13 protein-coding genes are annotated in these 20351 nt (G+C 47.5%); 5 read left to right on the top strand and 8 right to left on the bottom strand.

What is annotated here, in order from left to right:
- Positions 1-22: 22 nt before the first annotated feature.
- The gene (locus tag H9Q79_RS13105; protein WP_118646671.1) at positions 23-286 is read right to left on the bottom strand and encodes a hypothetical protein; all 264 of its coding nucleotides are present in this window, start codon (positions 284-286) and stop codon (positions 23-25) included.
- An 859-nt stretch (positions 287-1145) separates the two neighbouring features.
- Between H9Q79_RS13105 and H9Q79_RS13100 the strand changes: the two genes are divergently transcribed.
- From H9Q79_RS13100 to H9Q79_RS13090, 3 genes are all read left to right on the top strand, one after another.
- Positions 1146-1835 (top strand): response regulator transcription factor, encoded by a 690-nt coding sequence (locus H9Q79_RS13100; protein ID WP_118648347.1) that lies wholly within the window; start codon positions 1146-1148, stop codon positions 1833-1835.
- A gap of 29 nt (positions 1836-1864) precedes the next feature.
- A complete protein-coding gene (locus tag H9Q79_RS13095) occupies positions 1865-4420 on the top strand; it encodes a sensor histidine kinase (RefSeq protein WP_249328480.1) in 2556 nt (851 codons plus the stop codon).
- Between the two features lie 157 nt (positions 4421-4577).
- Complete coding sequence (locus H9Q79_RS13090) at positions 4578-5690, top strand: ABC transporter ATP-binding protein (RefSeq protein ID WP_118648329.1); 1113 nt, start codon at positions 4578-4580, stop codon at positions 5688-5690.
- Between the two features lie 260 nt (positions 5691-5950).
- Here H9Q79_RS13090 and H9Q79_RS13085 read toward each other — a convergent pair whose 3' ends face one another.
- Positions 5951-8419 (bottom strand): immunoglobulin-like domain-containing protein, encoded by a 2469-nt coding sequence (locus tag H9Q79_RS13085; protein WP_249328479.1) that lies wholly within the window; start codon positions 8417-8419, stop codon positions 5951-5953.
- Positions 8420-8622: 203 nt separating this feature from the next.
- Entirely contained in the window at positions 8623-10863 is a 2241-nt protein-coding gene (locus H9Q79_RS13080; RefSeq protein WP_249328478.1) for a bifunctional diguanylate cyclase/phosphodiesterase, read from the bottom strand.
- A gap of 251 nt (positions 10864-11114) precedes the next feature.
- Here H9Q79_RS13080 and H9Q79_RS13075 point away from each other — a divergent pair, with 251 nt between their 5' ends.
- On the top strand, positions 11115-12194 hold the full coding sequence (locus tag H9Q79_RS13075; protein WP_118648349.1) for a PucR family transcriptional regulator: 1080 nt from the start codon (positions 11115-11117) through the stop codon (positions 12192-12194).
- 61 nt (positions 12195-12255) lie between these two features.
- On the top strand, positions 12256-14541 hold the full coding sequence (locus H9Q79_RS13070) for a hydratase (RefSeq protein WP_118648333.1): 2286 nt from the start codon (positions 12256-12258) through the stop codon (positions 14539-14541).
- 92 nt (positions 14542-14633) lie between these two features.
- On the opposite strand, the gene H9Q79_RS13065 is transcribed toward H9Q79_RS13070, so the two are convergent.
- The 5 genes from H9Q79_RS13065 to H9Q79_RS13045 all read right to left on the bottom strand — a co-directional run bounded on the left by H9Q79_RS13065 (position 14634) and on the right by H9Q79_RS13045 (position 20251).
- Entirely contained in the window at positions 14634-15308 is a 675-nt protein-coding gene (locus H9Q79_RS13065) for a zinc ribbon domain-containing protein (RefSeq protein WP_118648335.1), read from the bottom strand.
- Positions 15309-15338: 30 nt separating this feature from the next.
- Positions 15339-16109: a zinc ribbon domain-containing protein gene (locus tag H9Q79_RS13060; RefSeq protein ID WP_118648337.1), complete on the bottom strand. Its 771-nt coding sequence runs from the start codon at positions 16107-16109 to the stop codon at positions 15339-15341.
- Positions 16110-16278: 169 nt separating this feature from the next.
- A complete protein-coding gene (locus H9Q79_RS13055) occupies positions 16279-17835 on the bottom strand; it encodes a hydantoinase/oxoprolinase N-terminal domain-containing protein (RefSeq protein WP_249328477.1) in 1557 nt (518 codons plus the stop codon).
- A gap of 2 nt (positions 17836-17837) precedes the next feature.
- A complete protein-coding gene (locus tag H9Q79_RS13050) occupies positions 17838-18929 on the bottom strand; it encodes an S-methyl thiohydantoin desulfurase family protein (protein ID WP_249328476.1) in 1092 nt (363 codons plus the stop codon).
- Positions 18926-20251, bottom strand: coding sequence for a cytosine permease (locus H9Q79_RS13045; RefSeq protein ID WP_249328475.1), 1326 nt, complete (start codon positions 20249-20251; stop codon positions 18926-18928). Before H9Q79_RS13045 ends, H9Q79_RS13050 begins: the two co-directional genes overlap by 4 nt.
- Positions 20252-20351 lie beyond the last annotated feature (100 nt).

Raw genomic sequence — 20351 nt, 5'->3', positions numbered from 1 at the left:
AGATGCTCTTGATTATGCCCAATCATTCTTCAATAACCTGTATTTCCAGAAAATCAAAATCAATAGCTTCAATGAAATTATCCTGGTAAAAACGTGCCTTCTTGTGGCGCTGAAACTCCTGAATCGTAGCATCCAGCCAGATGGGTTTCCCCAGATCCCAGGCATAACAAATATCCTCCAGCGCCCGGAAGATCTTGTGGGTCCGTGTGTCCTCACTCTCTTCACAGACAGTCATATCCTTAATCATGTGATTATTGTACATTAACTTACCCCATAGACGAAACATGACAGTTGGCCTCCTTCAAGCGGTTTCTCCTTCTACTATACCCTATTTTGTCCAAATAAAAAAGAGCAGAAAACAAAATTACGGTTTTGTGGCGAGGTGGGGGTGGATACCCGGACGAAAAGCAGCGGGGGACCTCCGGCGGTTGTGGCCTGCCAGGCAGACTGGGCTTCGGGTTGAAGTGATTCTAAGACTTCCGGAGGCCACTCTCCAGGGGTACCGGGGAAAGTCCGGTGGAAGGCTTGATGCCTTCCATCCTCCGTTCCCCTCGCCCGCCGTGCATGAGGCACAGCGGACGCCCCCTGGAGAGCGGCCTCCGGAAGTCAAGAATCACTAACAACCCTGCAGAGGTCTGCCTGGCAGGCCACAACCGCCGGAGGTCCCCCGCTGCTTTTCTGGCTGTTCCAGACGGTACAATGGCTCTCGCCAGGGGTGGAACCCCGATAGTCTCAGGCGGTAGATTTCGATATTTAATAAAGAAATACTGGCGCCAGTCGGCCGCGATAAGCCAGTGATTACTGTCTGAAACCATTCTGATGACACTTTCGGAGAACTTGGGTGAAGAGTTTTAGATCACCAGAGAGGCGGGGTATCCAAAACGCCCTCCCTTCCCCGACCAATTGGAAGCAAAACCATAATTGTCTTAAGATATGTGGAAAGGATTTTGTAAAAATGGTATACTAAACATATTAGCGTCCGCCTGACGGTGCCGCTTTTAGAAATTCTTAACTTTTTTCATAACTACAAATAAAGATTTCTTTGTTATGCTTTGATCGTAGCAGGAAAATATGGATCAGGAGGAGGCCCGGCAGGGTTGTATGCGCGGCAAGGCATTGGAACAGAGAATGAGGAGAGGGAACGTATGAATATTTTAGTATGTGACGATGACAGAGAGATTGTAGAAGCGATTGAAATTTATTTGTCTCAGGAGGGGTATCATATTCTGAAGGCATATGACGGAATGCAGGCGTTGAAGGTTATGGAGCAGGAGGAGGTTCATCTTCTGATCATCGATGTGATGATGCCGAAGCTGGACGGTATCCGTGCAACGCTGAAGATCAGGGAGAAGAGCAGTATTCCAATCATTATTCTGTCAGCCAAGTCGGAGGACGTGGATAAGATCCTGGGCCTCAACATCGGCGCTGATGATTATGTGACAAAGCCTTTTAATCCTCTGGAGCTTGTGGCCAGAGTGAAATCACAGCTGCGCAGGTACACCAAGCTGGGTAATATGCAGAATGAGAGTCAGAATACGTATCAGGTTGGCGGCTTGACCATTAATGATGACCTGAAGGAGGTCACTGTGGACGGGGAATTGGTGAAGATGACGCCGATTGAATACAATATTTTACTGCTGCTGGTGAAGAATCCCGGGAAGGTATTCTCCATCGAACAGATTTATCAAAATATATGGAATGAGGAAGCGATTGGAGCGGACAATACGGTGGCCGTGCATATCAGGCATATCCGTGAGAAAATTGAAATTAATCCCAAGGAGCCCAGGTATCTGAAGGTGGTCTGGGGAGTGGGATATAAGATTGAAAAGCTCTGATAAAAGCTTCCCTGGAGAGGAGGTAAATAATGGAGACAGAGGATAGGAAGAAAAGGCTGTATTCAGCTCCTGCGAAAGTAACCGTCACTGTCCTCCTGTTTCTGGGTGCGCTGCTGTGTACGATTTTTGGAAGCGCTTTTTTACGGCTGGCAACGCTGGGAAGCGGTGATCCCACTGCGAGGATGGAGGGAGGCCAATACTATACAACGGCGGGCTGTGCGATCAAAATGCATATAGATCTCAGTCAGCTGTCGGATTATCTGAGCACCCGGAAGGTTTTTGATGTGAATGGGCAGTATGATCCGACACAGCTTGTAGATGTTACGAAGGATTACCACAATGGGATTACGGGAGTAGAGGTAAACAAATATACATCCTATACGTTGGAAGATATGTATCAGATGTATGTGTCAGGCTGTGCGGACAATCTGGACGCAAACGCGGATGAATCGACATATATACAGGAAGATGAGGCATTGGCCAGTGAAAGTTCAGAGGCGGCGGGTTACGGATTATCAGGAGACAGGAGTGATTTGACCGTAGCGTCAGGCTCTGAGTCGGAAGAGCTTGTGCCGCAGGCGGACCTGGAGAATATTGCGCTGGAGTATATGTCTGAAGATACCTGGAAGCATCTGCAGTCGGTAGGAAATTCCCGGAGCTACAGCAGGCAGTTCCTGTATCTGTATGGCTGCGGATACCCGAATGAGATCAGTTACGGCATCAAGACTGCCGCCGGGTCTACTCTCGCGGACTACGCGGCCGCCAATCCGGAGAAGGTCTCTCTGTACGATCTTTACCGGGCGCTTCCTGATCTGGCATCCCAGGTTTCCAGCTATGTCTGGGCAGAGGAAAGCCAGGAACAGTACCTGGGCCGGAATTCCAATCTGCGCTACTATGTGAAAGACGAGACACAGGTATATACAAATATGCAGGACTGGGAGGCGTTAAGTGAAGAAGAGATTCAGAACATGCTGGAATCCTGGCCCATGTATGTGTCGTATACCAGGGAGAATGGAAGGATGGTTGAAGGCCATTTTCCGGAAACAGCCGCCGGATACCGGCTCAGCAGCTACCTGGCGTCGGAACAGATCCTTTCTGGTAATGAGAGAGTATATATCGGCCTAGATACAGCTTATCCAATTGATGACGATTATAAGGAAGCGGCCAGATTTTACGACAGCCTGGCTCCGTATGCGCCTGGTATACTGGCCATTGCAATTATTGGCCTGGTGATGGCGATTGCAGCCTTTGTGATCTGTACCATTCAGGCGGGGCGCAATCAGAAGGATGGGACGGTACGGCTGTACGGTTTTGATTCCTTGCCCACAGAAGTGGCGATGGCGGTCGGGGTTATTCTGGGTATTTTGCTGATTGGCTATTTCGGCTATATAATTGCAATTAATATGTCGGATATGTCAGGGTTCTTCATGGTATTTCTCGGACTTTATGTCTGCATGAGTGTCGGATTGTTTATGCTGTTCTATCTGAGCCTTGTGAGAAGGATTAAGGCACACAATCTCTGGGAAAAGAGTATTCTGCGTGCGGTGATTCATCTGGGAGGCAGGGTTTATGAAGCAAGGCAGGAATCCTCAAAGCTGATTATGGCCGCTCTGGGATTAATGCTGCTGCATTTTATCTTCCTGCCGACGACGGGATTTTTCGGAGTTATGCTCTGCCTTGTTGTGGATATACTGGTGCTATTGTATATGCTCAGGGAGGCAACCGGAAAGAGGACGGTTATAGAAGGCTTACGTCAGCTGGGGAGCGGCGATCTGGATTATAAGGTGGATACGACAGAACTGAAGGGTAATAACAAAGAGCTGGCGGAGGTGGTCAATTCTATGGGTGACGGCCTGAAGACAGCTGTGGAAGTGCGGATGAAAAACGAACGGATGCAGGCCGACCTGATTACGAACGTATCACATGATATTAAGACGCCGTTGACTTCGATTGTTAATTATGTGGATCTCCTGAAACGTGAAAATATTGAAGATCCAAAAATCAAAGGCTATATTGACATCCTGGAACGGAAGTCCCAGCGGCTGAAGCAGCTGACAGAGGATTTGGTAGAGGCGTCGAAGGCCAGTTCAGGCAATGTGAATATGGAATTTGTGACGCTGAATCTGAATGAACTGGTCCAGCAGGTGAATGGGGAATTTGATGAACGCCTGTCAGGCAGGGAGCTGGATATGATTTGCAGCCTGCCGCCGGAACCGGCGCTGGTGCGCGCGGACAGCCGGTACCTGTGGCGTGTGATTGAAAATCTGTATGGAAATGTGGCAAAATATGCGATGCCTGGATCCAGGGTATATGTGGACGTAATCCGCAGAGAAGGCAGCGTTGTCTTCATCATGAAGAACATGTCGGAACAGACGCTGAATATCAGCCCGGATGAGCTGATGGAACGGTTTGTCCGCGGAGACAGCTCCAGAACAACTGAGGGAAGCGGACTCGGATTGTCAATTGCCGAGAATCTGGTGAAGCTCATGAAAGGAACCTTCGAACTTTTTGTGGACGGCGATCTCTTCAAGGTGGAGGTAACCTTCCCGGAGGTGAATAGGGATGTGTTTCGTCAATCTGTCTAAAGAAAAAATGGAATTTTGGTAGATTTGACGGCGTATATTTTAAAAATTAAATAAATCTCATGCAACCGCCGAAAACCCGTTGGGATGTTTGTGGAAAAGTGGCCTGGAAGAAAATGAGAAGGTCCTTTATACTGGAAGCAGTAAAGGAGGAATTCTTATGGCAAGCTTATCACTGGAACACATTTATAAAAAATATCCCAACGGGTTTGAGGCGGTTAAAGATTTTAACCTGGAAATTGCGGATAAGGAATTTGTTATTTTTGTCGGCCCTTCCGGATGCGGAAAATCTACGACGCTGCGTATGATTGCAGGATTGGAAGAAATATCAGAAGGAACACTGAAGATTGATGGAAAAGTGGTAAATGATGTAGAACCAAAGGACCGGGATATTGCGATGGTATTCCAGAACTATGCGCTGTATCCTCATATGACTGTCTATGACAATATGGCCTTTGGCTTGAAGCTCAGGAAGGTTCCAAAGGATCAGATTGACAAGATGGTGAGGGAGGCGGCCAGGATTCTGGATCTGGAACATCTGCTGGAAAGAAAGCCGAAAGCGCTCTCCGGCGGCCAGCGTCAGCGTGTCGCCATGGGCCGTGCGATTGTCCGGGATCCTAAAGTATTTCTCATGGATGAACCTCTGTCCAACCTAGATGCGAAACTGCGTGTACAGATGCGTACGGAGATCTCTAAGCTCCACGAACGCTTGGGGGCGACCATCATTTATGTGACGCATGACCAGACGGAGGCGATGACACTGGGCACCAGGATTGTTGTCATGAAGGATGGCGTGGTCCAGCAGGTAGACACTCCGCAGACACTTTATAATGCTCCGGACAATCTGTTTGTGGCAGGTTTCATCGGATCACCGCAGATGAACTTCATGGACGCTGAGGTGAAGAAGAAGGGCGAAGACGTATATTTGAAGGTGGGAAGCCATTCCTTGCTCCTTCCGCCCGGAAAGGCAAAAGTCCTTCTGGAAAAAGGCTATGAGGGAAAGGTCGTGACTGCGGGCATCCGTCCTGAAAATGTCAGCGATTCAGAGATCATGCTGAGTCAGTATGAAAGCGCGTCCTTTGAATCAGAGATTAATGTATATGAGCTTCTGGGCGCTGAAGTATTTTTGTATTTCGAACTGGAAGGTTTTTCTATGACGGCGCGCGTGGACCCAAGGACGACAGCGAGAACGGGAGATATGGTCAAATTTGCACTGGATATGGAACACATCCATCTGTTTGATAAGGAAACAGAGCGCAGCATTGTTCATTAAGCTTGTTAAAAACGCTGGTTTCGGGCAGTCTGTAAGAAAAAGATTGCTTTACAGGGGTTGTGAAAAATCGTGAAAGGAGCCAATTAGTGGGTTCTTTCACGATTTTTTGCGTACCTCAATTGATGTAGATCATAAAGCAGATGCGTTCTTCCCCTCTGCCCGCTGATTTTTGGCAATATAATTATAAAATGCGGTTTTACCTTGTAAATACGGCGTTTTCCGTCTGTTAGTGTATAGTGTTTATATCGCCAGTGAAACACTTATTTATTTTCTAACGCATTCTTTTTCTTCCATACTGCTAAAATAGTGATACATAATACACTTATTGCGAATAAAGATGAGTATAAGCCTACATTTGTCTGGTCGCCTGTTTCTACTCTGCCTTTATCATTGCTGGGTTTATTCGCATTCGGTTTTTCTGGAGTTGATGGTATTATTTCTTTTTTGGCATTCACAACTACTTTGATTACTTTTCTAGATGAAGCTCCCTCTTTATCTGTTACTTTGTATGTTACTTGATATGTTCCTGGCTTTAATGTATTAACCGTATTTTCTAAGATTTCAATTATTTCAGTCAAATTTCCATCTTCGTTATCTATTGCGGCCACATATTTTCTAGGATCAAATTTATCTCCGACTGTTAATGTAATATCATCCGCCTTGATTATTGGAGCATGATTTAATGTCTCTTCCTTAGGATTTACTGTGACTATACGTTTTACAGTTGTAGTGTTTCCAGCCATATCGCTTACAGAATATTGTAATTCATAAATACCAACAACATTTGTATCCACTGATGGCTGCCCGTTAACTGTTACCCGAATATCTTTGATTGCGCCACACTCATAATCATAAGCAGATACGCCTTCCAGAGGGTCAAAATTTGAACCTTGTACTAAACTAATATCTTTTACACCTCTTATTTCTGGAGCCTGTTTGTCAATATTTTTTACATCCACTTTGATTTTATTTGAGTTTCCTGTCATATCTGTAATTGTAATGTTTTCAAGAGTATTATCCGCATAAACTTTTGTAAATGTCTGTTCATCTACTTTTGTCCATCCCCGGATGTCTTCTATAGGCTCGCTAGTTGTGATAGTTACTGTTACATCCTCATTTGTCCAGTTTCCCTCATGTGAATAAACAACTTTAGCTGTTGGAACTTCATCAACTACAATTGTTGCATTGTCTTTTACCACATCACCATTTACTGTGATATCATTTCCGGTTTTATTTTCAACTGTTACACCATCAGGAACTTGAATTTCTGTAACATTTTGAATAATAGCAATTTTGTCCCCTTTCATTACATGATCTAAAGCTTCTTTGACTTTTTCTTTTCCAATATAATAATTAGTATCATTATTTTTTGTTACAGCAATGGATTCTTTAACTTCAACCACTTTATTCGTAACATCTAAGTCAAAAGCCCCACCATTGACTTGAACATTATTTGTGTTATTGAGTGTTGCGTCTGTTAAACCGCTGAAGTTTCCGCCATTAACAACAATACTTTCTATTCCTGTATTTGTTTTGGCTAATAAGTCACCGTTAAATTCACCATTATTGACAATAATATTTGCAGGGGTATTATAAGTTCCCTTATCAACATCCGCCCTTAAAGCAGCTGTCGTTCCTGAAAAACTTCCTCCTTCAATATTTACTGTTCCTCCTGAAGTATAAATGTATACACCATAACCTTCATTTTCCTTCATAAATTCAGAATCAGCGTGATATTTGCCACTCTTAATTGTTACGTTGGCGCCATAACCAACACCAACTGCAGTTCGTGCCCAAGTGTATCCGCCCTCATAATTACCTGTTACAGTCCAATCATTGTTTGATAAAACTGTATTACCGCCTGCTACTTCAATAACAGGTCCTCTCGCGATAACTGCCTTGGTGTTATCAATTGTGATAGTACTTGTTTCAGCAGTATCAATAATATCAAAATACATTGATCTCATGCCTGTGTAAAATTCAGAATTTCTAATTGAACCACTGTAATTTGTATAAGTTCCATTGTGCCCGATAATTTCATTGTTCGTATTTACAACAATGCCGTCAACATTTATAGTTCCTGTTTTACTCTCAGGAGTATTAATTCTAAATAATCTTCCGTTGTCAGTATTTCCTTGGTATTTACCACCTAAAATAGAAAAATTATTAACATAGGCTTCAACGAATCCATAGGCTTGGTTATTTGATTCTGGAATTACCATTCCGCCATTATTAGCCTTGATTGTAAAATTTTCTGCGCGAACTACAAATGGTCTTTTTGCGGCATTATCTGTAATTGTAAAGTCTCCTAAATCTAAAGTTGTATCTTGTGTAATTTCAATAATTTCATTAACAGATACATCTTTTAATAATGTTACTTCACCACCAACCATTAATGCTTCTTTTAACGTAGCATAAAAAGTTTCACCAATCTTAGCTTCATATGTTACTTCTTTTTCTTTTTTAGTAACACTATTCATAATTTCTTTTTCTACTGCATGATTTGCATTTTCTTCCTGCATTAAGTTTTCTGTTTTTTCAACATTTTTCTGTGCTTGTTCATCATCTACTGATTTACTTTCTACAAAATCTGATTGTGAATTATTTTCAAGTTCTTCAGATAAATAATTGTTTTCGTTCGGAACTGCATTTTCTTCTGCATATGCAGTCGTTGAAAACATCGTCATTATCAAGGAAAAACTTAAAAAAATCCCTAATAATTTCCGCACAAAAATCTCTCCTTTCTCTTTATAAATTATCTGTAGCATTGTGTGTGATAAAAATAAAATCAATGGTTCAAACACACAAAAGCATACCGTGTAATAGTCTACTCCTTCCCACTCACGATTTCAATAGGTAGAATAGAAAATGACTTAATATATAATTTTTTCTTCTTTCCTCAAAAAAAGGAGCCCTTGCTCCAGCAGTTAACTCATCTGCTTTTGCAAGAGCCCCTTCTCCACTTTTCGAAATCGCATATAGTAAGTGGTTTAGAAAAATAATAACCCTGGACCATTTCACAATTGGCTTTACGGAGAATATCTATCTGCTCCTGAGTCTCGATACCCTCGGCAACCACGTGAATACCCAGGTCCTTAGCGAGCCTGATGAATCCGGAAATAATTTTCTGAGCCTTGGTATTTGTAATATCACTGAAAAATTGCCGGTCCAGCTTAATGGTGTCCACATCGAAATCCTTTAGAAGTGCCAGCGCGGAGTACCCGACTCCGAAATCGTCGAGCGAGCAGCCGAATCCATATCTGTGCATCTCTGTTATGGAATCCCTGACCAGACGCCGCTGAAACGTATCAAAAAATATTGATTCTGTCAATTCTATCTCGATGAGGCCGTCAGGAATCTTGTATTTCTTTTTCAATTTCCAAAAAGCCTCAAGAAAGTTAGGGTTCCTAAAATGTACCCGTGAGAGGTTCACGGAAACTGGTATCAGATCTTTTTTTTCTTGTATGCATCGGTTCAGGTATATGCATACTTTCTCGAAAATGTATAGATCCAGGGAACAAATCTTGCCGTTTTGTTCAAACAGGGGAATAAAATCTGAAGGGAAGATCAATCCCCGCTGTGGATGCATCCACCGGACCAGAGCCTCTGCTCCGGCGGTTTTTTCGTCTGACAGGCGGACTTTTGGCTGCAGATATACCTGAAAATCCTGATTTTCCAGTGATGCTTCAAAAAGTGAATTGAGTTCATACTCTGTCTTCATCTTTAATGTCATTTCAGAGCTGTAAAAGACGCAGGAAGTATCACTGTTTTGCTGCCGGCAGGCCGTCCGCGCCCGGTCCTGGACGATTGTTACGTCCAGGGAAGGGTCGTCGACCAGATACACACCCTGACGAATGGTAAGGTTATAAGTGGTATCTGTCCCTTTATTGTAGGAATTAATATTTCCAACAAGTTCCTCCAGCCTGGAACGAACCTTCTCGGGACGGTCTTCCAGAAGGCAGAGGAAGTAACAGTCAGAGGCTGTCTTGGCAGCCAGCTCTCCCGGCCGTATCTGCTCCTGAAGTTTTTGATAGATATACCTGAGAGTCTGATCCCCTGTATGGGTGCCGAAATTCTCATTGATCAGCCGGAAACCTTTTACGTTCAGAAATACGACAGCACAGGCAGGGGGCTGTGGCTGTTCCATCAGCCGCTGGTATCCTATCTGAAAAGCGGCTTCATTCATACCCCCGGTCAGCTGGTCTGTAAAAGCGAGTTTCTCCAGCTGTCTGCGGTTTGCTCTGTAAAAATTAACAATAGATATCAAAAACAGTGTAAATACAATTGTGATTCCTGCGATGATTAAAAAAGTCCGGAATACATAACTGTTTGCCTGGCTGGAAATCAGGTCGGCGGGAACCAGGGTGAGAAGAGACCAGTTGTTGATGTTCAGAGGCTGGTAGGACATAACCAGATGCGAGCCATCAACGGCCTGGAACTGAAAAGTACCGGATTTTTGCTGCTGCAGGTCTTCCTTCATCTGTATCAGAGCATTGCGCGCGGCAGAATTAGAATCAGACTGAAAGATGCTGTCCAGCTGCAGAAAGGGCTTCAGCTCTGTGGGTGAAATGACCACATTGGCGGATGCGTCTACGATACAGGACAAACCGGTGCCCATAAAACTTTTGGGCTGGATCAGCGCCTGGACATTTTCTTTAGTGCTGAGTCCTGCCAGAACCCGATTGATTTTATTGCCTTCATAGACCGGGACTGAAAAAAGGAGATTTTGCCCCTCTGTGTAAACTACGGAGAATTCTCCGTTGAAGGAATTCCGGATTCCCGATATGTCATGCAGCTTCTGAAGGTCAAAGGTTCCGGGAAATGCCGTCCCGTCTCTGCAGATCACAGCCAGTTGATCATAATTGAGAAGCTCTGTTGTGTCTTCAAGAAATTCCTCCAGGCTGGAATCGTCTGGAAGAAAAGGAACAGATTTGGACAGAAGCGTCAGCGTTGTTTTGAGGGACTCGATATGCGCGGAAATTTCGCCTGTCAGCTGGTTAGTGACATCTAAGACATATTCTTCCGTGCTGGTATCCAGGGCCTTTTTCAGGCCTGAAGTGTTCCAGATCATAAAACATATAATAGAAATTAATATGGCGGCAATTACAGCAGAGCGGGGTCCCCAGAGGCTGTGCTTATGTTTGCCGGGCAAAAGCTGGCTTGTCGTTTTCATAATAACCTCCTAACAGATAAGAGAATAATATCATTTCTCAGACGGCGATGCAATATTTATAGGATAACTTAATCGGCACATCCCAATGGCTAGATTGCGGACCATGGAAACAGCACAGCCGTTCTATTATAGTGACAGCTCCTCTGTGCCGCAGCAATCTTTTCTTGATAATTTGGGTAAAATAATATATTATAATGAAAGAGTCAGTAAGTCAGTCGATGGCATTCTCTGCCGGAAAGGAAGTGGACAGAGTGGTTTCAGCCCAGATGCTGAAAAAAGTACTGAAAGAATTACATGAGATTATGCGGGTGGATCTTTGTCTATGGGACAGGAAAGGTTCCCTGATAGCTTCCACATTTTCCGGAGATGATCTGTCAGGCTTGGAGATTGATGTCTTTTTTTCTTCTGCCGCCGACAGCCAGGTTCTTCGGGATTTCCACTTTTTTAAAGTATATAACGGCCAGGTACCGGAATGTGTTCTGGTTGCGAGAGGCAGTGATGCGTATATGGCAGGCAGAATTGCTGTCAGTGAGATTCAGAACCTGATGCTGGCGTATCATGAACGGTTGGATAAGAACCATTTTATTCAGAACCTGCTGATGGACAATCTTCTTGCCACTGATATTCAAGAGCGTGCGAAAAAGCTCCACATCGAGGAAAACGCCTGCCGGGCCGTCTATCTGGCGGAGACGAAGGGGCACAGGGACAGCGGCGCCCTGGAGACAGCCAGGATGCTGTTCGGCGCTGATACGCGAAATTTTGTTGTATCGTTGGATGAGCATACGATAGTCATCGTGAAGGAGCTAAAAGGCGCGATATCCGACAGCAGCTTGGAGCAGACGGCACATATGCTGGTGGATACATTGAACGCAGAGGCAATGACTTCGGTCCGGGTGGCCTACGGGAATCCGGCTAAGGCACTGAAATCGGTGTCACAGTCTTTTAAAGAGGCCAGGATGGCACTGGAGGTCGGGAAGATATTCTATACCGACAGAACGGTAGTATCCTACGGCAGGCTGGGTCTGGGAAGGCTGATTTATCAGCTTCCGGTGCCGCTCTGTGAATTGTTTATGAAAGAGACCTTCAAAGAAAACATATTTCAGGAGCTGGATGACGAAACGCTTATGACGATCCGCCGTTTTTTTGAAAACGACCTGAATATATCGGAAACGGCCAGGCAGATGTATGTTCACCGGAATACTCTGGTGTACCGGCTGGAAAAGCTGGAGAAAACGATCGGCCTGGACATCCGTAAATTTGAAGAAGCTCTGACCTTTAAGATTGCCATGATGGTAGAAAGCTACCTGAAATATACCAGAGAAAATCCCTAGGTTTAACCTCGAAGCGAGGAATGCAACAAGGCAGATACAAAACATGAAGGAGGATATAGAAATGATACAGTTGTTAAACGGAGGCGCCTACCTGGTCGACGGGAAGCAGGTGATCCCGGCCGGCGGAGAAGCCGCGGCTAAACTGAAGGCAGCAGCCGGTGTAAGCCCTGCGCCTGAAGAAGCCAAAAAAAATACCATTGCATATGGAATCCTGAAAGCCCACAATACGTCGGGTAATATGGAGGATCTTCAGATTAAATTCGACAAGCTGACATCCCATGATATCACTTTTGTCGGAATTATACAGACCGCCCGCGCTTCGGGGCTGGAGAAATTTCCGGTTCCCTATGTGCTGACCAACTGCCACAATTCCCTGTGTGCTGTGGGTGGTACGATTAATGAGGATGATCACATGTTCGGACTGACCTGTGCCAAGAAATACGGCGGGGTTTATGTTCCGCCGCATCAGGCTGTCATTCACCAGTTTGCGCGTGAGATGCTTTCCGGCGGTGGCAAGATGATTCTGGGATCGGATTCCCATACCCGTTACGGGGCTTTGGGAACCATGGCTATGGGAGAAGGCGGGCCGGAGCTGGTGAAACAGCTTCTGAACAAGACCTATGATATCCCCATGCCAGGCGTGGTCGGAGTTTACATGACAGGAGCGCCAGTGCCGGGCGTAGGGCCGCAGGATGTGGCTCTGGCTATCATAGGCGCTGTATTTGCCAACGGGTATGTGAAAAATAAAGTGATGGAATTTGTGGGACCGGGTGTGTCGAGCCTGAGCGCAGATTTCCGGATCGGCGTGGATGTCATGACCACGGAGACCACCTGCCTGTCTTCTATCTGGAGAACTGACGATGAGATTAAGGAATATTACGAGATTCACGGCAGAGGCGGGGAATACAAAGAGCTGAATCCGGGCGCTGTAACGTATTATGACGGCATGATCCTGGTAGAACTGGACAAGATCAGGCCCATGATCGCGATGCCGTTCCATCCAAGCAATACGTATACAATTGAAGAGGTGAACCAGAACCTGATGGATATCCTTGAAGACGTGGAAAAACGTGCCCAGGTGTCCCTGGATGGCAAGGTTCCCTATACTCTGAAGAATAAAGTACATGACGGAAAGCTGCTGGTTGATCAGGGAATTATCGCCGGCTGTGCCGGCGGCGGGTTCGAGAATATCTGTGACGCGGCCGACATCCTCAGAGGCCACAGCATAGGAGCGGATGCATTTACTCTGAGTGTCTATCCGGCCAGCACACCGATTTACATGGAACTGGCGAAGAATGGTATCCTGGCAGATCTGCTGGAGACCGGGGCGATTGTGAAAACGGCGTTCTGCGGGCCTTGCTTTGGTGCAGGTGATACCCCGGCCAACAACGCGTTCTCTATCCGTCATTCCACGAGGAACTTCCCTAACAGAGAAGGTTCCAAGATCCAGAATGGACAGATATCCTCCGTGGCTCTCATGGATGCGCGTTCCATCGCGGCTACTGCGGCCAACAAGGGGTATCTGACTCCGGCGACTGAATACGCGGGAGAGTACCGCCATCCGGTGTACCATTTTGACAGTAATATCTATGCGAACCGTGTCTTTGACAGCAAGGGCGTGGCGGATCCCTCTGTTGAGATCCAGTTTGGCCCGAATATAAAAGACTGGCCGACTATGCCTAGGCTGGCTGAGCATCTGGTGCTGAAGGTAGTATCGGAGATTCACGATCCGGTTACCACTACAGATGAGCTGATTCCCTCCGGCGAGACTTCTTCTTACCGGTCAAATCCTCTGGGCCTGGCTGAATTTACTCTTTCCAGGAAAGATCCGGCCTATGTAGGGCGTGCAAAAGAGGTGCAGAAGGCGGAACTGGCCATCGAGTCCGGGAAAAACCCTGCTGAAGCACTTCCTGAGATTCAACCGGTGTTAGCGGCGATTCAGAAGGAGTTTCCGTCGGCAGACAGTCCGAATCTGGGAGTGGGGTCTGCGATCTTCGCAGTGAAGCCCGGCGACGGTTCTGCCCGTGAACAGGCTGCTTCCTGTCAGAAGGTTCTGGGCGGCTGGGCGAATATCGCCAATGAATATGCGACCAAGAGATACCGTTCCAACCTGATTAATTGGGGGATGCTGCCATTCCTGATTCCTTCCGGGGAGCTTCCCTTTAAGAACGGGGATTACCTCTTTGTCCCCGATGTGAGGAAAGCAGTTGAGGAAAAGGCTGAAACAATTACCGCCTATGTGGTGGGAGACAGCCTGAAGCAATTTGAGATGAAGCTGGGAGACCTGACAGACGATGAAAGAGAAATCATACTGAAGGGCTGCCTGATCAATTATTACAGAGGCTGACAGCTGAGTTTGCTGTAAGCTTACACATGAAATCAGCGCCGCAGGTGAATAACATCTGCGGCGCCGTCTGTTAACCATTTAGAAACTGTGGCTTAGAATATGCTGTTCATTGAAAAGTAATCCAGGTACCATTTTCCTTTGACTTTAATGGTATTCAGCTCAGCCTTTTCTTTATTCTCTTCCCCATCCTCAGTGGAATAGAGTGAAACCTTAATTGTATAAGCCTCGCTTATTTTCAGATCGACATCAATATAGTCGCTGTACTGCTCCTCCAGGGTTTCAATATCATCAGAATCCATCTTTTTGGTGCCGGTAATTTTATAGGACGGGTTATATTCTGAGATATCATCCGCCATATCTTCTAATTCACCTGCCAGTTCCTCAACGAATTCTCTTTCCGTATCATATGCGCCATAGTCCTCTATCATGGCGTCTATCACAGGGTCAGGAATCTGATCTACCATCTTCTGGGCGGTTTTCATGTCGTATTTTCCGCTGATCATCGTATCCAGCATGACCTTGACCGGTTTCTCATAGGCTGCGCCTCCGCATCCGCGCAGGAGCAGAACGATAACAAGTACAACTGCAGCAGCAATTCCGATCAAAATGAATAAAGGCGCTTTTGATTTATTCGGCGCGGTCGGGACCGGCTGGCTGAAGTTCGTCGGCTGATAGTCGGAAGCCGGCTGTGATACCGGTTCGCCGCACCGGGGGCAGAATTGTGCACCCGCATTCAGCTGATTGCCGCATTTCTTACAAAAACTCATGTAGAACCTCCTGAAATATGTTCGTCTTAATTATAAACTGAACAGGTCCAGATACCAGCTTCCATCGATCTTGATCACTGTCAGGGAGAGAGATTCAGATTCCTTCTCACCGTCAGCCTTGAAATCCACATCAAGATCTAAATCATATGCGTCGGTGATATCGAGATCCACATCCAGATTATAGGAATAATCATCAATCAGATCATCAATCTCATCATCGTCGAGCTGTTCTCTATCTGTCACTTTGTAAGAAACCTTAATGCTGTCATAGTCTTCAAAATCACTGAAGATATAGCTGGCCAGATCATCTGCCAGTTCTTCTTCATCCTCGTAGTATTCCAGCTGCAGATCTACAATCTCATCAGGAAGGACATCGACGACCAGCTGTGCGTCCTGATCTTCTATCGCGTTCATCAGCTTCTGTACAGGCTTCTCGTAAGCCGAACCGCCGCTTCGTCCCCCGCCGAGAATCCCGGTGGTGAATAAGAGGATTAATATTACAGCTACAATAGCCACAATAGCGATCACCAATATCAGCACCAGCTTACCGGAACCCTTCTTGCCAGGTTCATAGCTGGGGCCGCTATAATCGCTGCCGCCTGAGCTTCCATACTGATTGTAATTAAAAGGCGCCGGCTCAGGCTGCGGTGCCGGATCTACCGGTGGGAATTCACCGGTCACGCCTGGATTCGGAACGCCTGGTTCCGGCGAATTCACCTGGGAAACCATGGGATTCCCGCATTTCGGACAAAACTTGGACCCATCGGGTATGGATGCTCCACATTTTCCGCAAAAACTCATAAATATACCCTCCTTATGCAGAATATGACGGGAGTATTCAGATAAAAGCCCGAATGTAAAACAGAATAACCTCCCTCAAAAAACCTCAATTTGATTATAGCACGGGGCAAAAAGGGAAGCAAGTCAATTCTCCGCAGGCGGTGCGGTACTGCCGTGAATCCTGAATATCCTATTTTTTCAGTTCACCGGCCGCTTTAATCTTTACTTTGTTGGTGTTTCCGGCATAATATTGAAGAGGTACATCCTCTGCCTCGATTATTTCTACGGTTTCCCGGAGTGCGCCGGCTGCAACTGCCAGATCTATGGCATCTGCTTTTGCCTGCTCCAGGGCCTGTTCTCTCGGTATTTCATCATAGCTGATCAGCTGTTCAAAGGTTCCGGATACCTTGGAGATAGCAGAGCCTATGGCATTTGCTATGCCGAAGTGTTCCGGCTTCATCACTGATTTCGCACCGGCCAGCTGAGTGGGGAGGATGATGGAGCCGCCGCCTACCAGGATCAGATCTATATCCTGGCTGGAGACTTTCATGGCGTCTATGGAGTCTTCCACCAGTGTCCTGATGGCGTCCAGAGCCTTGCGTGCGAAGGTTTCATCAAGGCTGGCTGCTTTAGCCGGATCGCCTATGGCAGCCATTCCCAGGCGGACGGCTATGTCAGTGGCGGTGACGGTGTTTCCGCCAAAAACCAGCGCTTTTTCCGTGATTTTATAGCCGACGGAATCCGGGCCGACCGTAACTGTGCCGTCAGGCAGCTGCCGCACAATCGAACCGCCCCCGAGGCCGATGGATACCACGTCCGGCATTCGGAAATTGGTGCGGACTCCGCCGATGGTTACTGCCAGGCTGGATTCTCTGGGGAAGCCGTTCTGAATGAAGCCCAGGTCGGTGGTAGTTCCGCCGACGTCTACGACAATTGCGTTTTCCAGGCGGCTTAGATAAGATGCGCCCCGGATAGAGTTGGTAGGGCCGCAGGCGATTGTCAGAATCGGATATTTCCGTGCGTTCTCCATGGTCATTAATGTTCCGTCATTCTGTGACAGATAAACATCCGCATTTGTAACACCTTCATCATTCAGGCTTTTTGCGAAACCTTCGGTAAATCGTTCGGCCACCCGGTAAAGGGCGGCGTTTAAAATCGTCGCATTCTCACGTTCAACCAGCCCCATGGAGCCTATTTCTGAGGAAATTGACACGTGCACGTCACTGCCCATTATTTCCCTGCAGAGCTGGGCAGCCCGCAGCTCGTGATCATTGCGGACGGTGGAAAATACGCAGGAAATGGCGATGGAATGAATGTCCTTCGCTTTCATGTCCTCAAAGAAGGTTCTGGCGGCCTCTTCATCGAAGGGGGTCAGCTCTTTTCCGTCGTATTCAAAGCCGCCGCCTATGATCTGGCTCCCGGCAGCTATTTTACGTATGTCGTCGGTCCAGTCAGCCATGGGCGGTATGCCTTGGGTAGCAGGAGCGCCGATCCGCAGAATGCCCACGCGCGCCAGGTTTTTTCGTTCCACGATGGCGTTGGTACACTGTGTGGTACCCAGCATGGCCTGGCGGATTTCAGTTCTGTTGATTCTGGACTGGTCCAGCAGCGTGCGGACGGCGCCCATGATTCCTTCATAGATATCACCGGTGGTTGGGTTCTTGATTTCGGCCACCACACGGCGTTCTTCATCAATCAGTACGGCGTCGGTATTTGTGCCTCCTACATCTATACCAAGCTTATACATATTCAGCAGCCCTCCTTTGCGCGTTGTTCGATGGGGATGTAATCAGTATCAATTCCGAAGTAACGGGGGCCGACAAGCTCAAGCCCTTCGGGGGTTCTCCAGAGAGGAAAGCACTGAAGGCCTATTACCATCACACGTTTGCCGTATTTCAGGGCGTCGGTAGGTATGGGGGCAAAGGTTTCTGTGTCTACCAGGCAGATCAGGTCTGGAGTGGTTCCGACGATTTTGCCGTCCACCTCCGCGCAGAGGTTTTCATTCTGGAAGGTGACGGAGGCCTGATGCCCCTTCGCGCTGCCAGTGCCGTCCAGCATCACGCGGCCGAAATTAAAGGCGCCGCGGGTCTCTCGCAGAACATCGGTGATTTTTCCTTTAAACAGGCGTATTCCCTGCGAGAACTCCAGAAAATTATCCTCGGGAGTGCCTTCCTGTATTTCTTTAACTTTGCGGATGGCCGCTCCCAGCCGTTCACTGCGGGTGACAATCCCGTGAACGCCGTACTGTTTCATCTGCTTTCCGTTCATGGTGAACAGGGATACGGATACGGAACCGCCGCATGCCATAGTGACCGCCCGGGCCAGTTCTTCGGTCCACTTATTCGTTATGGTGCGGAAAATCACATGATTGCCCTTTTCATCAGTCAGAGCCATAGGTGTTGCTGAAAGTCCGCCGATGGTAAAGGTCACCATCTGAAGCTCCGGAAATGCCCGTCCCATGCCGTCCACGTCCACCAGAGGAAGGTTCAGGCGGGCGGCTGCGGCTATGGGGAGCATGGAGTTGACGCCGCCGGCCTCTATGGGCATAAACGCGTAAACGGGCTTGCCATAGAACTGAGAAACGGTGTCATACAAAACCTGATATTCTTTTCCGCCGATTCCTTTTTCGCTTAATATGGTAGGCGCTCCCATCATGGCGATGGGGACAATCAGAGCGTCGTCCGGCACTTCTTCAGGGCTGAGCAGAGTGACAGGTCCGCATTCACGGATCGCACTCATGGCCACCAGCTTGCCGATGTAGGGATCGCCGCCTCCGCCTGCGCCCAGCAGGGCGGCGCCGAGGGCGATGTCTTCAATTTCGTGTAAACCAATCTTTCTCACTGTGTTCCTCCTTTTTTAATGAGCTTTGCTAAAATAATATATATAATAAAGGATACGGCAATACCGTTGATGGGGCCGACAAAAAATGGTAAGTTCAGCCAGGGAGCCGCTGTGGTCAGCACCGGGAAAGCGGCAAAGGTACCGCCGGTGATGCAGGCAATGAAAGCACCTGCGAGATAAGCGGCCAGACCGGGGCCGGAAAGTCCTTTTTTCAGCTCGAAGTTTTCTCTTTTTCCTTTCCCAATAACCCAGTAAGCTGCTATGATAACTCCTGCCAGTGGCGGAATAATCGCTGACATCAGGGACAGGAAGGACTGGAACATATTCAGAAGCCCTATAGCTGCCAATACCGTTCCTGCGCCTCCGGCTACAGCTGTGGTGACTTTGAAACGGCTTTCATCAAAGCCTAACAGGTTACTCAGGGCAAGGCCTCCGGAATAGGCGTTGGTAACGTTTGTTGTCCAAGTGGCCAAAACCAGGGCTATAACTCCAATAACCGGAACGCCAAGGCTTGCCAGAATAGCGGAGATATCGTATTGCCCGGTGACGATGCTCATTACTGCCCCCATGAGCAGCATGAACAGGCCGGCCGGAATTACGCCGATGATGGAAGATTTCACGACATCCCGCCGGCTCTTGGCAAAACGGCAGTAATCTGCTGATATCACGCCGCCCAGAGCGAAAGAAGCGACTGTCATGGAGATTCCAAACACCAGTCCTGCCGACTGGGCCGGTGCATAGGCGGCCAGTACCGATGCGCCGTCGTTGCTGATGAAGCTGGCGACGACTCCGTAGATGCATACAATCACCAGAAGAGGTACGGCGATATAATTAAGCCATTTCAGTCCCTTAAAGCCGAAACAGGCGGTAGCCAGCATGATAATGCCCCAGATGAGAGTACAGACGGCAGTCATGACAGGGCCGGCCGTTCCAATGCCCAGCATTCCGGCTACCATAGATGCGAAGGCCGCTCCGCAGGTAGCGGACTGGATGCCGAACCAGCCGATGCATGCGATTGCCAGAATCAGGCTGATGACATATTTTGAACCTTTCTCTCCCAGCGCGCCGGCCGCCATGACGGATACCGGAAGGCCTGTATCGCAGGCCTGCATTCCAATACAGATCATATAGGCGCAGATCAGGCCGTAACCGATCAGGATCGACACCACAATCTGTCCGATGGACAGGCCGCCCTGTGAAAGGACTCCGCCTACCATCAGGCAGGGCACGCAGATCATTCCGCCGGCCCAAACCATAGCGATGGACTGCCAGCTCTGCCGCTGTTCGGGTTTGATTTCAAAACCTGTATTTGTAGTTTTCATAGTATTCCCCCTTCATCATAAAATTTAATTCATTATATAAGAACGAGAAACCCCGGAACAACAGAAGAAGGGACAAAAAAACACCCCTGTCGTTGTCTCT

Origin of the sequence: Wansuia hejianensis (genome assembly GCF_014337215.1) — a bacterium.
GTDB lineage: Bacteria > Bacillota > Clostridia > Lachnospirales > Lachnospiraceae > Scatomonas > Scatomonas hejianensis.
Note: the sequence above shows the minus strand (reverse complement) of the source record. Positions and strands in the feature narration are given on the sequence as shown.

What these genes read in the sequence shown, in the direction of transcription:
- H9Q79_RS13105 (WP_118646671.1), bottom strand. Translation starts at nt 286, where the DNA reads ATGTTTCGTCTATGGGGTAAGTTAATGTACAATAATCACATGATTAAG.
- H9Q79_RS13100 (WP_118648347.1), top strand. Translation starts at nt 1,146, where the DNA reads ATGAATATTTTAGTATGTGACGATGACAGAGAGATTGTAGAAGCGATT.
- H9Q79_RS13095 (WP_249328480.1), top strand. Translation starts at nt 1,865, where the DNA reads ATGGAGACAGAGGATAGGAAGAAAAGGCTGTATTCAGCTCCTGCGAAA.
- H9Q79_RS13090 (WP_118648329.1), top strand. Translation starts at nt 4,578, where the DNA reads ATGGCAAGCTTATCACTGGAACACATTTATAAAAAATATCCCAACGGG.
- H9Q79_RS13080 (WP_249328478.1), bottom strand. Translation starts at nt 10,863, where the DNA reads ATGAAAACGACAAGCCAGCTTTTGCCCGGCAAACATAAGCACAGCCTC.
- H9Q79_RS13070 (WP_118648333.1), top strand. Translation starts at nt 12,256, where the DNA reads ATGATACAGTTGTTAAACGGAGGCGCCTACCTGGTCGACGGGAAGCAG.
- H9Q79_RS13065 (WP_118648335.1), bottom strand. Translation starts at nt 15,308, where the DNA reads ATGAGTTTTTGTAAGAAATGCGGCAATCAGCTGAATGCGGGTGCACAA.
- H9Q79_RS13060 (WP_118648337.1), bottom strand. Translation starts at nt 16,109, where the DNA reads ATGAGTTTTTGCGGAAAATGTGGAGCATCCATACCCGATGGGTCCAAG.
- H9Q79_RS13055 (WP_249328477.1), bottom strand. Translation starts at nt 17,835, where the DNA reads ATGTATAAGCTTGGTATAGATGTAGGAGGCACAAATACCGACGCCGTA.
- H9Q79_RS13045 (WP_249328475.1), bottom strand. Translation starts at nt 20,251, where the DNA reads ATGAAAACTACAAATACAGGTTTTGAAATCAAACCCGAACAGCGGCAG.